Source organism: Methylocapsa sp. D3K7, from assembly GCF_029855125.1.
In the GTDB taxonomy this organism is placed as follows: domain Bacteria; phylum Pseudomonadota; class Alphaproteobacteria; order Rhizobiales; family Beijerinckiaceae; genus Methylocapsa.
Genome location: NZ_CP123229.1, coordinates 2,880,581 through 2,895,690 on the forward strand (window position 1 = coordinate 2,880,581; position 15,110 = coordinate 2,895,690).

A 15,110-nucleotide genomic window follows, 5' to 3' on the forward strand; every position below is an offset into this window, starting at 1 on the left:
GATTGCAGAAAACCTATAAAATCAATATTAATATTGCTGATGGCAAGCGTTCTCTCGCAGCACCAGCAAGGATTGGCTTTTGCTTTGGCTTGATTTGCAAGTGCGATGTGGGCGAACCAAGCCCCGCGAGGAAATCGGCAATATGACGGAACCATCCCCCAAGCCAAAAAGCACGCGGGTGTCAAAAGTGATCATGGCGCCGCGCCAGGCCGTCAATCAAGCCTGCCTTGACCCGGACGCGGTGGCGGCATGGCGAGCACCAGTTGGTATGAAGGGTCAGATGCACGTCTTCGACGCGAGATGACAATCACCACGAGCTTTGCCGTCACCGACGAAGGAACTGAAATCACGCTCCTCTGCGAGGACATACCGGCAGGCATTAAGCCTGAAGACAATGAAACGGGCTCCAGATCATCTTTGGAGAATCTCGCCGTCTTCCTTGAATAGTTCGGCGTGGCCGCGTGCAATGCCCGCGCACCTTCCTGGCGCTTTGCTTGACGGGTTTTGGATATGATTTCCTGACAGTGTAGGATACCCGTCAGAGAGCCCAGTATGTTTCGCTGATCCTTTGAACTTTTGCCGGAAGAGTCATGCAACGCGCGAACGTCTTTACGATCGCCTCCGGCGCGCCATTTCTGCAAACCTTCGTCAATTCACTTTTTGACGGCCGCGTTGTCGAGGGATTTTCAAAAAACCTCGATCCTCTCGAAATGGCGGACGCCACGATCCACGTGCCGACGCGCCGCGCCGCCCGCGCACTCGCGGTTGAACTCGCTCGCGCGACCGGCTGCCATTCGCTGCTGTTGCCGCGCATCCTGCCGCTTGGCGCGCTCGACGAGTCCGAACCGGGCCTGTCGATCGACGATACGGGATTTGGGTCCTCTCTTGAGCCGGGGCTTCCCGAGGCGGCGGGCGAAATCGAACGGCGGATGCGGCTTGCGGGGCTTATCCTCGCATGGGCACAGGCCATGCGCCACGCGATCGTTTCGGTCGGCGCACAAGGCAAATATGAGTATGACACGCGGGAGTCTTTTCTTGTCGCGGCGACCCCCGCCGATGCCTGGCATTTGGCTGGCGAACTCGCCAGCCTCATCGACGAATTGATCATCGAGGACGTGGCCTGGATAAAGCTCGATCCGCTGGTCTTGCCGGAGTTCGATTCCTATTGGCACATCACTCTCGATTTCCTCAATATCGCGATCATGGAATGGCCGAAGATACTCGCCGATCGCGGACTTGTGGATAAGGCCAAGCGGCAGGTCGGGTTCATCGAGGCGCAATGCCGCCGCTTGCAAACAGGCGCCGTGACCGGGCCCGTGATCGCGATCGGCTCAACCGGATCGCAGAGCACGACGGCGCGGCTGCTCGCGGCCATCGCGCGTGCGCCAAGGGGCGCTGTCGTTCTACGTGGACTTGATCAGGATCTCGACGCCGAGGCATGGGCGTTGATCCCGGACGGGTCCAGAGAGGATGCAGAGGCATCCTACACGCATCCGCAAGCCGCGCTACGCCGTCTCCTTCGCATTCTCCAGGTGCCGCGTGATGATGTTGTGAACCTTGGCGAGGCCACGCCAAATCTTGTCATGCGCGGCAAATTCTTATCGGAGGCTTTGCGGCCGGCGGAGGCGACAGGCGAGTGGATCACCTATCGGGGAACCGCCGGGGCCAACGAACTTGCGGCGGCGCTGCAAGACGTCAGTTTGATCGAGGCCCGCGATGAACGCGAGGAGGCCCTCGCCCTCGCTATTGCCATGCGGGAAGTCCTGGAAACACCGGGCAGCACCGCGGCGCTCGTCACGCCGGATCGCACGCTCGCGCGGCGGGTGGGCGCGGAATTGCTGCGCTGGGATGTTGTGGCAAATGATTCTGCTGGTGAATCCCTCGGCGCGAGCCCGATCGGTGTCCTCGCGCGGCTCGCTAGCGCCTGCGCCGCCAGTGAAATGGCGGCGCCGGACCTTGCCGCATTGTTCGCGCATCCACTGTTGCGGCTCGGGCTTTCCCGCGCGGATGTTGAAAGGCGAGCGGCACTTCTTGAAACCGGTCTATTGCGTTCGCTTCATGCCGCGGGCGGTCTTGCCGGGAGCATTGCGGGCGAACCGGCTGCCTTGATCGCACGCGCACGGCAAGACGCGAGCAGCCATTTCGCGCATCCCTCTAAGCAGCAAATTTCCGAAAATGAATGGGAAGATCTGCAAGATTTTTTGGTGCGGCTAGGCATTCAATTCGCGCCGCTTCTGAATTTGCGCGGGCATGCCGCATTGGACCAGTGGGTGACGGCGCATCGTGCAACGATCGAGGCCATCGCCAGCGGCGAGGACGATAGCGCCGGCGAGGCGCGCGAGGCCTTGGACATGCTCTTCGATGAACTGGCGCAAAATGCGTCCGATCGCATGATTTTTGACATTGAATCCTACGATCTCTTTTTCGCATCGGTTGCGGGCGAAGTCATCCTGCGAGACTCTGGACAAACGCATCCACGCCTACAAATCCTCGGCCTCCTCGAAGCACGCCTCATCCAAGCCGATGTCCTTTTGCTGGGCGGCCTCGACGAAACGGTGTGGCCGCCGCAAGCGCGCACCGATGCTTTTCTCAATCGCCCGATGCGCGCCGCTCTAGGGCTCACGCCGCCTGAGCGCAAACTCGGCCAAACAGCGCATGATTTCGTGCAAGCCATGGGCAACCGGCGGGTGATTTTAAGCCGCGCCCGCAAACGCGATGGCGCCCCTACCGTGGCATCCAGGTTTCTGCAGCGTATGGCGGCGCTTGGCGGCTCTGCGTGGGAGATGTGCCGCAAACGCGGAGAGGTTTATCTGCGCCTTGCGGAAGCCATCGATCGGCCAAATTTTGATCCGCAACCAAGCGGCAGGCCGCTGCCGAGACCACCGCTCGCGCTGCGTCCGAAGCGCCTCAGCGTCACCCAAATCGAGACATTGCGGCGCGACCCCTACGCCATTTATGCCGAAAAAATTCTGCGTCTGAAGCAGCTCGATCCTCTCGGAGGCGCGTCGGGCGTGGCCGAAGTTGGCAGCGCGGTCCATTCTACGCTGGAGCGATTTGTCAAAGGTTACCCCTGTGGGCCTCTGCCGTCAGGTGCCCGCGAAATGCTCGCCACCATTCTGCGCGAAGCGCTCGCGCCGCAATTGCAAGACGCGGATTTCGTGGCGCTCCAATTGCCGCGGCTCGAAAAGATGATCGATTTCTATCTCGGGTTCGAAGCAAGACGCCGCGATCGGATTAAGACGATTAAAATCGAGGCCGAGGGCGAACTCGATATTGGTCTTGCCGATGGTTCAAAGTTTCTGCTGGCGGCGCGGGCGGACCGGATCGAACTGAACATTGATGGAACGGGGACCCTCGTCGATTATAAAACCGGCGCGCCGCCCGGAAATGGTGAAGTTTTTGTGGGCTTTGCGCCGCAGATGACCTTGGAAGCGGCGATGTGGCTTCGCGGAGCCTTCGATCCCGGCCAAAAGAGCGAGACACTCGAGGCACTTTATTTAAAACTCGGCGGCGCTCTGGGGGGCCAGGAAAGGGCCGTTTCGTTTGCCAATGTCAAAGCCAATGTAATGCAAAAGAGCTTTATGGACGTCTCGGACGATCATTTTCGCGGTCTCGTTGATCTTCTAAATCAGTTCCGCAATCCCGCGACACCCTATCCGCCGCGTCCGTTCCCGAAATATGCAAAACGTTATAACGCCTACGACCATCTTGCTCGCGTGAAGGAATGGTCGCGGGGCGATGAGGCCGAGGAGAATGGTGCGTAATGGCCTCCTACGATATCCCGCAAGAGACTCTTCGCAGGCAGCACAGCGCCTCCAATCCAGACCAGTCCGTGTGGGTTTCCGCCAATGCCGGTTCGGGCAAGACCCATGTGCTCGCCAGCCGTGTGATCCGGCTTCTGCTGCAAGGCGTTGCCCCCTCGAAACTTCTCTGCCTGACTTTCACCAAGGCCGCCGCCGCGAATATGGCTTCGGGCGTCTTCGATAAGCTGGCGAAATGGACCCAACTTGCCGACGGCGATCTCAGCGCGGAAATCATCAAGGTGGGGGCGCCGGAGCCGGCCAGCGGCGCCTTGCTCGCGGCGCGTAAGCTTTTCGCGCGGACGCTCGAGACGCCGGGTGGATTAAAGATCCAAACGATCCACGCCTTTTGTGAACGGCTGCTGCATTTGTTTCCGTTCGAAGCCAATGTTCCGGCTCGTTTTGAGGTGCTGGACGAGCAAGGCCAAGCGGACGTATTGCAGCGCGCCCGGCGGGGGGTACTCGCTGAGGCAATGTCCGGCAAAGGCGTACTTGGCGCCGCTCTCGAACGGCTCAATGACGAATGCGGCCCGGATGGTTTTGACGGCCTTATCAAGGAAGCGATGCGGCAGAGCGCCATTTCACAGCCCCGCTGGCTGCAGGATCCCGCCGAAATTTTGCGCCGTACCTTAGATCTGGCCGAGGGCCGCGATTGTTTTTGCATTGAGCGGGAGATGGTTGAAGGTGGCATGGCACCGGAAAGCTGGCAAAGCATCGCGGCGATCCTAGAACAAGGAAGTGCGAATGATCGGAAAATGGGAAAGCTATTCTTGCAAGCGGAATCGGCGTGCCGGTCGCGGCCGTCCGAATATGAGCTTCGGGAATGTCTTGAGTCCTATCTCGCAATCTTTTTCACCGAGCAGGGCAAAGGTACTCCTCGCGACTCTGTCGTAACCAAGGCCATTAACCTGCGGCATCCCCAACTTGCGGCTGAGTTATTCGCCGAGCAAGGACGTCTCGATGCGCTTCGCGAGGAACGCAAGGCCGCCGCAACCCTTGAGCGCACGCGCGCGCTGATCGAGATCGCGGCCGAAATATTCAAGCGATACGGCGAGGAGAAAGCGACTCGCGGACTCCTCGATTTCGACGATCTCATCGGCAAGACGTTAGCGTTGCTCGAGCGCTCGGAAGCGCGCTGGGTGCTCTATAAACTGGATTCCGGGATAGACCATGTGCTGATCGATGAGGCACAGGATACGAGCGAGGCGCAATGGAAAATTCTCCAGGAGCTAACCGGCGATTTCGCGGCCGGGGAGGGGCAAAGCCGCGCCCCGCGGACCTTCTTCGCGGTTGGCGACGAAAAGCAATCGATCTTTTCGTTTCAAGGTGCTGCCCCCCAGATGTTCAATGAGATGCGGCGGACATTCGGCAAACGGTTTACGGATGGAGGCCAAGGTTTTCTGAGCGTTCCCCTCAACGCATCCTTCCGCTCCGCGCCTGGTATTCTTGCAGCGATCGACAAGGTGTTTGAGCATGGCGAGCACAGGAGCGGAGTTGTCGCAGAGAAAGATGTTTGGAGGCCGCACCAGGCATTGAAACATGAATTGCCCGCGCTCCTTGAAGTCTGGCCGCTCGTCACGCCGCGAGCCAACGAGCATCCTCGAGAATGGACCCTTCCGCTTGATCTGCTCGATGAGCAAGATCCAGCCAATCTCGTGGCCCAGCGGATCGCCCAAAAGATCGCGCAGCTCATCGCGCCGGGCTCCGGGGAGTTCGTGCATGAGAGTGGAACCTTGGAGAGGCGGCGGGTTCGGCCCGGCGACATTCTCATTCTCGTTCGCACGCGCGGGCCTTTTTTCGAGGCCATGATCCGGGCCTTGAAGAAAAATCACATTCAAACGGCCGGCGCCGACAGGCTTGAACTCGCGCAACATATCGCCGTCATGGATCTCATCGCGGCCGGACGCGCGAGCTTGCTGCCACAGGACGATCTGACACTCGCCTGCGTGCTGAAATCGCCGCTCATCGGGCTCGACGATGACGATCTCATTGCGCTAGCGCCAGGCCGGACCGCAAGCCTTTTCGATGCGCTACAAGCCTCCGCTGATCCAAGATATGCGGCGGCAGCCAAAAAGCTCGCGGTGTGGCGGGGGCGGGCGGGCGGCGGCCCTTTTGTTTTTTACGCGGCTCTTCTGGGTGCCGACGGCGGACGCCGTGATATTGAAGCGCGGCTCGGCCAGGAAGCTGGAGACGCGATCGACGAATTTCTCAATCTGGCCATCAAACATGAAGGCAGTGCGGCGGCGTCGCTCGCGGCTTTCCTCAACGATTTCGCTGGCATCGAATATTCGATCAAGCGCGATATGGAAACTGGCGGCGATGCGGTGCGGGTGATGACCGTCCACGCCGCCAAGGGCCTTGAAGCTAAAATCGTGTTTCTCCCGGATACCTGCGCCGTACCCTCGCCCCGCCACGATCCAAGAATTTTCAAGCTTGGCACACATGTGCCTGGGGAGGAGACCATCGCCTGGTCGCCAGGGAAGAACCATGATTGCGAATTGATCGCGGCCGCGCGCGCGGGGGCTCGCGAAGATGCCATGGAGGAATACAGGCGGCTCCTCTATGTCGCTTTAACCCGTGCCGAGGAGCGCCTTTATATCGCGGGGTTTCGCGGAGAACAGAAGCAAGCCGCCGGCTGCTGGGCCGGGATGATCGAGGCGGCTTTCACGGGTGAAGCGGGGCTTGTGAGGGTGCCAGCGTTCTGGAACGGCGAGGAAGAAATTCTGCGCCTCACCTTTGCGCAAAGCGGCGCAGGTGCGGCCGTGCCGCCGGACGGCGAGACCGCCGCGGCGCCTGTAGTCCGCCCAGATTGGCTCGGCCGCGCCGTTCGCGGCGAGGTCAGCGCGCCGTTGCCGGTCGCGCCCTCGAATGTGTTCGTCCCGGCGGGCCAGGGCGGCAGCCCAAACATGACGAAAACCAGGCGAGATGTCTTGCGCCGGGGCCGTTTGATTCATCTATTGTTGCAATCTCTGCCTGGCATTGCCCCGTTTTCCCGGCGCGATGCCGCGCTGACTTTCCTTGCCGTCCGGGCGGCTTTCCTCGACGATACAGCGCGCCAAGATCTTGCCGATGAAGTACTGAAGGTGATCGACACGCCGGACCTTGCTGGTTTGTTCGGGCCAAGATCGAAAGCGGAAGTTCCGATCTCAGGAAGAATTACAATCGGCCGGAGAGTGATCGATGTCGCGGGGCAAGTGGACCGCATCGGCGAGGATGCCCTCGAAATTCTGATCGCGGATTACAAGACCGGCACACCTTGCAAGCCGGACGACACCCCTGCCGGGTATCTGACCCAGCTTGCCCTCTATCGTGCGGTTCTGTCTCCAATCTGGCCAAACAAGACGGTGCGCGCGATGCTCATCTGGACGCAGGGACCGCTCCTTGTGCCGGTTCCCGCCGCGCGGCTTGATGCGGCCCTTGCTGCCTGCGCCGGCTGAAAATTTCGCGGTCCGTTCCGTTGCGCCGCAGCATGAGACAGGCACTTTTCCTGTTGCACATTGCTGTGCTAAGGTGTGGATAATCGACACCCGCCACGCCGTTCGTTTGTAAGATCACGCCCATGTACAGCACCCTTACCCATGACATCGAGATCACGGTTCTTCCTGAGTTTGTGCCGGAGCGGTCCGACGCCGACGAGGCCTCATACTGGTGGGCCTACACCGTTGAGATTGCCAACAAGGGAAGCATGACCGTGCAGCTCACTGCCCGCCATTGGAAGATTACCGATGGCAACGGGAAGCTCGAGGAAGTAAAAGGCGCGGGTGTTGTCGGCGAACAGCCAGTTTTGCGGCCGGGTGAGACCTTTCGCTACACCTCGGGAACCAATATGACGACACCGACCGGCATTATGACGGGCACCTATCGCATGGTGAATGAGAAGGGCGATGTTTTCGAGGCGGAGATACCCGTCTTCTCGCTGGATTCTCCATTCGCCCGGCGGGTTCTCAACTGATCCCGCGCCTGTTCGCGCTCCGCTTTACCGTTAAGGACCGGCGAACCCGCCGCTCATGAATTTAGACAGCAACTCTGCCACGGCAAGACGGGATGCGGCGCTCGACATGCTCGAGCACCTTATCGGGTTCGATACGGAAAGTTCCAAATCCAATCTTGAGCTCATTGCTTTCGTCGAGGAGTATTTAAAATCCCTCGGCATTGCCTATGTGAAAATTCCCAATCCAACGGGCGACAAAGCCGCGCTCTTTGCCACCATAGGGCCAAACCAGGAGGGTGGCGTCGTCCTCTCCGGGCACACCGATGTCGTCCCGGTGGCGGGTCAAGCCTGGACAAGCGATCCCTTCAAACTGCGCCGCGAGGCCGGGCGCCTCTATGGCCGCGGAGCCTGTGACATGAAGGGTTTCGATGCCATCTGTCTTGCGATGATTCCGGAATTTTTGAACGCGCGTCTCGTCCACCCGATCCACATTCTGTTGAGCTATGACGAGGAAACGACATGCCGGGGGCCGCTCGATACCATCGCGCGGTTTGGCACGGATTTGCCGCGTCCCGGTGCTGTTCTCGTCGGTGAGCCGACCTTGATGCAGGTGGCGGATGCGCACAAAAGCGTCGCGGGTTACACCACTATCGTGCATGGCCATGCGGCGCATTCGTCGAAACCCTATCTTGGAGCGAGCGCTGTGGAGGCGGCTTGCGATCTTGTCACCGGACTTTATCGCTTTGCCGATGAACTTGTGGCAGCAGGCGATCCCTCTGGGCGCTTCGATCCTCCGGCATCCACCATTCACGTCGGTACGATTCATGGCGGGACTGCGCGGAATATCATGGCCAAGCTTTGCGAGTTCCGTTGGGAATTCCGTGCGCTGCCCGGGGTTGCGCAAAATCTTGCGCTCCAGCATCTTGAGGATTACGCGGCACAGGTCGTGACGCCAAAACTGACGCGCTACGCAGCGGATGCTTTTGTTGAAACCGTGACCGAGGTCGAGGTTCCAGGCCTCAAGCCGGAAAGCGGCTCGGTCGCTGAGAGTTTGGCGCTGAAACTCGCGCGGTCGAACCACACAATTACCGTCCCTTACGCGTCCGAAGCAGGCCAATTCCAATTGGCCCATGTTCCGACGGTCGTATGCGGTCCCGGCTCGATCGATCAAGCGCATCAGCCAGACGAATATATCGACATCGCGCAAATCGAGATGTGCATAGCCTTCATGCGCAGGCTCGCAACGGAACTGAGCTGATTGTTTTTCGCAAGCTAAGGTATATAATAAGTTATGAAGGCTGATCGTGATCGAGTGATTGGGATTTGCCATTTCAGACGCGTTATATTGATAATAGTGACAAAACGTCACTCATCTATATTCAAATATGTTGAGGGAGGAAAAAATGAAAACAGCCGGTCATTCAATTGCCGCCAGCGCTTTGCTTATGGCGTCGTTTTTAGCAGGCGGTGCGTTATCAACGAGTGGTGCCTTCGCCGCGGGTCCCAATTGCGGGCTTAAGCCTTGTACCAATCCGGTACCCCAGGGATCGTGCCAGCCGTCAAGTTCGTTGACCGTGCTGGTCAAAGGGACGAGCGTTGTCGCTTATGTTCCAAAGGGTAGCTGGAGCGGTGGCACGACCGGGATTGGGGTACTGAACGTCGAAGGTAGTTCCATTACCCCTACGCTGGTTTCTACCCCCAACGTGGTGAACTCTTGCGCTTCGAACCCGACAACAGGCCAAACGGTGTGCTCGGCGAATAACCCTGACGTTTATATTCTCACTGGCACGACCCTCAGTAAAACTGTCACCAGTTCTGGGACTGGAACAATCGGTTTTTCTGGCGGAAGCTGCACCAATTGCGGCGTTGCCATAGACGCAGTGCATAATAAGGCGCTCATTGGACTGAGTATTTCGGGCGCGGGTGGTTTTCAGTTTCTCAATCTCGCTACGCAAACTTTCGAGCCAGCCTTTAATTCACAATCGCCGGCGAAGCAGATATCAGAAGACCCCTTGATTGATCCAAGCCGAAACCTGCTTCTATCCCCTTCCGAGAGCAATAATTTTGAGATCGTCAACATCGCGACCTCCACTGCGCCGAAGTTTTTCGAAAATCCGATCCCTCCGAATGGTGAAGCCGATTCCGCGGGCGAGGATTGCTCCACTGGAATCGCGCTGGCACCTTACGAAGATGGCGGCGTATCTAACGTATACCTCGCCGATTTAACTCAGGCGAAGTTCACAGCGGGTTCCCCCGCTGGCACATGGATAGCGCCTTCACAGGTGCAGATTCTGACGGAATCCTTTTTGTCCGCAGCAGCAAGCGCCATCGCGGTGGCGCAGGGAACCCATGTTGGCATTGTGTCCGGAGAGTTCGGCGGGAGTGCGATCACCGCAATCAAGCTTCCCACGACATCGGGTTCCGGGACGCCGGCGATCACCGACTGGGTGACATGCAACATTCCGGCCCCCTTCCAGAATGGCTTGGATCCGCATACGGTGACGGCGTATCAGAGCCCTAACGGTGCAAAAGACGCAATCGCGTTACTTGCTAATGGAGGCGCGACGACGCTAGCGGTTGTTGATCTCACCAAGATGCTGAACCCGACGATCGTTCCACGGACCACAGGGGCCGGCCTCGGCCACGCGTGCGCATCGGGCACCCTTCCAGCGACCGTGGTGAGCACCCTCCCGGTACCAATTGCGGCGCCCAGTGCCGTAAAAAAATGAAGCCCGTCTAAGGCCTAGCGGCACACTGCAAGGTGTGCCGCAGTATAGGCTCTGCGTGAGCACTTATCGTATAAGATTACGGCTCCAAGACCGAATCCCAATAGAGATAGTCCATCCAGCTTTCATGCAGATAATTCGGCGGAAACTGGCGGCCGTTCTGGTGCAGATCGTTGACGCTTGGCTGATAGGGCGTCCGCTCGGGCCACATCCTGGCCTCGGCGGGCAGCAGGTCGCCCTTGCGCAAATTGCAGCAGGAACAGGCGGCGACCACATTTTTCCAAGTGGTGGTGCCCCCCTTCGAGCGGGGGACGACATGGTCAAAGGTCAGATCCTCGCGGGAGCCGCAATATTGGCAGCTGAAACGGTCGCGAAGAAAGACGTTGAAGCGGGTGAAGGCGGGGTGCCGGGAGGGTTTTACGTAGCTTTTTAGCGAAACCACCGAGGGGAGACGGATTTCGAAGCTCGGACTTCGGACCGTCTTGTCGTAGTTCGAAACGATGTTCACCCTGTCGAGAAACACCGCCTTGATCGAATCCTGCCAGGACCAAAGCGAGAGCGGATAGTAACTCAACGGCCGGAAGTCGGCGTTGAGCACAAGGGCCGGACACGCCTCGGGTGAGACCCTGGGTTGGGAATGAATCGTCACGTCATACCTCGCCTCGGCGCTGCCCGCCGGCGGCAACGCCGCAACCTCCTGCTATGACCCCTCGAAACTCATATCTCTCCTGCGAATCAAACGCTAGCCCTTTCAAAATGTTACATTCCACGGCCCCGATGACAAGCGTGTGAAGGACCCGTGAGACGGCTGTTTCACGCCGGAAGAATTTAGCGCGTCGGAATTGGCGTGCCGCTGCGATAATCGTAAAATCCCCGCTGGGTCTTGCGCCCGAGCCAACCCGCTTCGACATATTTCACGAGCAGGGGGCAGGGCCGGTATTTCGAATCCGCCAGGCCATCGTGCAGCACTTGCATGACCGACAACACCGTGTCGAGGCCGATGAAATCGGCGAGCTGCAGCGGTCCCATGGGATGATTGGCGCCGAGCCGCATCGCGGTGTCGATCGATTCGACCGATCCCACGCCCTCATAGAGCGTGTAGATTGCTTCGTTGATCATCGGCAGCAGAATGCGATTGACGATGAAACCAGGAAAATCTTCCGACACGGTGAACGTTTTGCCGAGCCTGGCGATCAGTGCCTTGGCGGTATCGAATGTCGTGTTTTCGGTTACGATGCCGCGAATCAATTCGACAAGCTGCATGCGGGGCACCGGATTCATGAAATGAATGCCGATAAATTTCTCCGGCCGGTCGGAGACCGAAGCAAGCCGTGTGATCGAAATCGACGACGTATTCGTTGCCAAAATCGCGTTGGGCTTCAGCGAGGGGCACAACCGCGAAAAAATCTTCCGCTTGACTTCCTCGTTCTCGGCGGCGGCTTCGATCACAAGATCGCTATCGCCGAAGGCGTCGAAGTCGAGAGCGGGAGTAATCCTGTTCAAGGCTGCGTCGCGTGCCGATGCGTCGAGTTGCTGGCGATCGAGCTGGCGCGCAAGGTTTCCGGCGATGGTGGCGAGACCGGCATTGATGCGCGCTTCCGAAATATCGTTGAGCGTGACCTCGATCCCCGCCAGCGCGCAAATCTGGGCGATGCCGGTGCCCATTTGGCCGGCCCCGATCACGCCCATTTTTTTGATGTCCATTTCAATTGTCCAATCAAAATCAAGCAGGAAGATTTGTCGGCATGACGTAACGCGGATTGACGTAACGCACCAGCCGCCGCGGAGCGGCCACATAAACTCGTGCGACTTCTAGACCAAACACGCAAACATATCCATAGAACCGAACAAGTTCCAGAACCCTGATGGGCCAAGGCAAAGGCCCGCCACGCCAAGGGACGCCGCTCAGGAAGGCTTTATCGGCCCAGTTTGGCAAGCTCCTCATTCAATGACGGCAGGATGGCGAAGAGATCGCCGACGAGACCATAATCCGCGATTTGGAAAATCGGTGCTTCTTCATCCTTGTTGATGGCGACGATAATTTTTGAATCCTTCATTCCGGCCAAATGCTGGATCGCGCCGGAGATGCCGACGGCGATATAGAGACTGGGCGCGACCACCTTGCCGGTCTGGCCGACTTGCCAATCATTGGGCGCGTAACCCGCATCGACCGCGGCGCGCGAGGCGCCCATCGCCGCGCCAAGCTTGTCCGCGATGGGTTCGATCAGGGCCTTGAAATTCTCCGCGCTCTGCATGCCGCGCCCGCCGGATATGATGATCTTGGCCGAGCCGAGTTCGGGGCGTTCGGATGTGACGAGTGTTTCATCCTTGAAACGCGAAACCTCCGGAGCGGCGGAGATGGCGAGGGATTCGACCGGAGCTTTTGAACCGTTGCCTGTTGGCTGAAACGCGGCGGTCCGCACCGTAATGACTTTTTTCAAATCCGTGGATTGCACCGTTTCGATCGCGTTTCCGGCATAGATCGGCCGCTCGAAAATATCCGGCGCCTTGACCTTGATAATTTCGGAAATTTGCATCACGTCGAGGAGCGCCGCGACCCTGGGCATGACGTTTTTCCCGGTCGAGGTCGCGGCGGCGACAACCGCCGAATAATTTTCCGCCAATTGCACGAGAAGCGCGGCGAGCGGCTCAGCCAATTGATGAGCATAGAGGGGCGCATCCGCCAGCAAGACTTTTTCAACGCCGTCGAGGCTGGCGGCGGCATGGGCTGCAGCCTCCACATTATCGCCGGCGGCGAGGATATGAATAGGTTCATTCAATGCCTTGGCCGCGGTCAATGCCTTGGCTGTTGACTCATTGAGGCCGCCGTTCGAAATCTCGGCGAGAAGCAAGACCGCCATCAAATCACCCCGGCTTCCTTGAGCCGCGCGACAAGCTCGGCGGCGGTGGCGACTTTGACTCCCGCCTTGCGCGTTTGCGGCGCGGTGGTGGTCAAAATCTTGAGACGCGGAGCGACATCGATGCCGAAATCCCCGGGCGTCTTCTCCTCAATGACCTTCTTTTTGGCTTTCATGATATTTGGCAGCGAAGCGTAACGCGGTTCGTTGAGGCGAAGATCTGTTGTCACGATGGCCGGGAGTTTGAGGCTGACGGTTTGCAAGCCGCCGTCGACCTCGCGGGTGACATCCACCTCGCCGTCGCCAACGGAGACTTTAGACGCGAATGTGCCCTGTCCCCAGCCCAACAGCGCCGCGAGCATCTGGCCAGTCTGATTGCAATCGTCATCGATCGCTTGCTTGCCAAGGATAATCAGAAAAGGCTCCTCTTTGAGCGCGACCGCTTTCAAGAGCTTGGCGACAGCGAGGGGCTCGACCGTCTGCTCTACCTTGATATGAATGCCACGATCGGCGCCCATTGAGAGGCCGCTGCGGATCGTTTCGGCGGCCTGGGCGGGACCGATCGACACGACGATCACTTCGCTGGCTTTGCCTGCTTCCTTCAGCCGCAAGGCCTCTTCAACGGCGATCTCGTCAAAAGGGTTCATCGACATTTTGACGTTGGCGAGATCAACGCCAGAACCGTCGGGCTTTACCCTGATCTTGACATTGTAATCGATGACCCGCTTCACGGGGACGAGAATTTTCATGGAGAAACTCTAGGCCATGACCGCTTCAGAGTGAAGCGCGCTGTTTCTACGGGAGCGGAGTGTTCGACCATGCTCTTCTCGAAGGCCTGCTGTGTCACGCCCTTGCCCTGAGCGTTGGCTAGGTAATAGCGAGCCGTGAAGGAGTCAACATGGCGCTCGTCTGCGGGGAGGCCTCAGGCTGCATCAACGATTCTGGCCGGGAACCCAGAGAATGTCGGCTTGCCCTTTGTCGTTCGCATAGCGAGCCGCGACAAACAGGAAATCGGAAAGCCGGTTGACATATTTGAGCGCCGGGCCGCCGACGACTTCGCCCTGCGTGCTCGCCAAGGCGACCATGAGCCGTTCCGCTCGCCGCGTGATGGTCCGGGCAAGGTGCAGGGCCGCCGCCGCCGGTGAGCCGCCCGGTAGAACGAAAGACCGCAAGGGCGCAAGTTCAGCATTGAGTTCGTCAATCTTGCGCTCCAGACGATCGACTTGCGATTGGACGATACGCAGCGATTCCGAATCGGCGCTTGCATTCAGCGGTACGCAAAGATCGGCGCCAAGGTCGAACAGATCGTTCTGGACACAGAGCAGCATCGCGTCGATCCTAGCACAAACCACGTCGGAAGCGGTAGCAACGCGGGCAAGCCCGATCGCCGAATTGGCCTCGTCGATGGTGCCATAGGCTTCGATCCTAAGATCGTTCTTGCCGCGCCGCTCGCCAGTGCCAAGCGCGGTTGTGCCGTCGTCTCCGGTCCTCGTATAGATTCTGCTCAGGACAATCATGGCGCTCCATATCAATGCTCGAACCGCGCGCGGCGTCTCAATCCTTCACGCAATCGTCTTCGAACCGTCTTGGTCCATTGAGATCGTGCCTAGCCGCGGAACCACAAGATGCCCATGATAATCACTATAACGGCAAACTGGAGGCCGACCCGCCAGCGCATCAGCAGCTGCGACCTATTGGAGTTACCGCCGCGCAGCATATTGGCGAGCCCGAGCAGAAGCACGACTGTGACCGCGCCGACGCCTATTGCAACAATCAGATTGGTTGCGGAATGCAT

12 protein-coding genes are annotated in these 15,110 nt (G+C 58.9%); 6 read left to right on the top strand and 6 right to left on the bottom strand.

Annotation, left to right across the window (positions count from 1 at the left end):
- Positions 1-142 precede the first annotated feature (142 nt).
- From QEV83_RS13590 to QEV83_RS13615, 6 genes are all read left to right on the top strand, one after another.
- Positions 143-304, top strand: coding sequence for a hypothetical protein (locus QEV83_RS13590; protein ID WP_280128255.1), 162 nt, complete (start codon positions 143-145; stop codon positions 302-304).
- Positions 305-590: 286 nt separating this feature from the next.
- On the top strand, positions 591-3,764 hold the full coding sequence (gene addB, locus QEV83_RS13595) for a double-strand break repair protein AddB (protein WP_280128256.1): 3,174 nt from the start codon (positions 591-593) through the stop codon (positions 3,762-3,764).
- Entirely contained in the window at positions 3,764-7,237 is a 3,474-nt protein-coding gene (gene addA, locus QEV83_RS13600) for a double-strand break repair helicase AddA (RefSeq protein WP_280128257.1), read from the top strand. The genes addB and addA overlap by 1 nt, the downstream gene beginning before the upstream one ends.
- A gap of 122 nt (positions 7,238-7,359) precedes the next feature.
- Positions 7,360-7,752: a Co2+/Mg2+ efflux protein ApaG gene (gene apaG / locus QEV83_RS13605; protein WP_280128258.1), complete on the top strand. Its 393-nt coding sequence runs from the start codon at positions 7,360-7,362 to the stop codon at positions 7,750-7,752.
- Positions 7,753-7,807: 55 nt separating this feature from the next.
- Positions 7,808-8,989, top strand: coding sequence for an acetylornithine deacetylase (gene argE / locus QEV83_RS13610; protein WP_280128259.1), 1,182 nt, complete (start codon positions 7,808-7,810; stop codon positions 8,987-8,989).
- Positions 8,990-9,299: 310 nt separating this feature from the next.
- Positions 9,300-10,460, top strand: a complete 1,161-nt coding sequence (locus QEV83_RS13615) for a hypothetical protein (protein ID WP_280128260.1) — start codon at positions 9,300-9,302, stop codon at positions 10,458-10,460.
- A 76-nt stretch (positions 10,461-10,536) separates the two neighbouring features.
- Here QEV83_RS13615 and QEV83_RS13620 read toward each other — a convergent pair whose 3' ends face one another.
- The 6 genes from QEV83_RS13620 to QEV83_RS13645 form a co-directional block, all read right to left on the bottom strand.
- The gene (locus tag QEV83_RS13620) at positions 10,537-11,106 is read right to left on the bottom strand and encodes an HNH endonuclease (RefSeq protein ID WP_280128261.1); all 570 of its coding nucleotides are present in this window, start codon (positions 11,104-11,106) and stop codon (positions 10,537-10,539) included.
- A 179-nt stretch (positions 11,107-11,285) separates the two neighbouring features.
- Entirely contained in the window at positions 11,286-12,167 is an 882-nt protein-coding gene (locus QEV83_RS13625; protein WP_280131063.1) for a 3-hydroxybutyryl-CoA dehydrogenase, read from the bottom strand.
- 206 nt (positions 12,168-12,373) lie between these two features.
- The gene (locus tag QEV83_RS13630; RefSeq protein ID WP_280128262.1) at positions 12,374-13,318 is read right to left on the bottom strand and encodes an FAD-binding protein; all 945 of its coding nucleotides are present in this window, start codon (positions 13,316-13,318) and stop codon (positions 12,374-12,376) included.
- Positions 13,318-14,064: an electron transfer flavoprotein subunit beta/FixA family protein gene (locus tag QEV83_RS13635; RefSeq protein ID WP_280128263.1), complete on the bottom strand. Its 747-nt coding sequence runs from the start codon at positions 14,062-14,064 to the stop codon at positions 13,318-13,320. Before QEV83_RS13635 ends, QEV83_RS13630 begins: the two co-directional genes overlap by 1 nt.
- Before the next feature lie 183 nt (positions 14,065-14,247).
- Positions 14,248-14,832 (bottom strand): cob(I)yrinic acid a,c-diamide adenosyltransferase, encoded by a 585-nt coding sequence (locus QEV83_RS13640; protein WP_280128264.1) that lies wholly within the window; start codon positions 14,830-14,832, stop codon positions 14,248-14,250.
- Between the two features lie 89 nt (positions 14,833-14,921).
- Entirely contained in the window at positions 14,922-15,110 is a 189-nt protein-coding gene (locus QEV83_RS13645) for a twin transmembrane helix small protein (RefSeq protein WP_280128265.1), read from the bottom strand.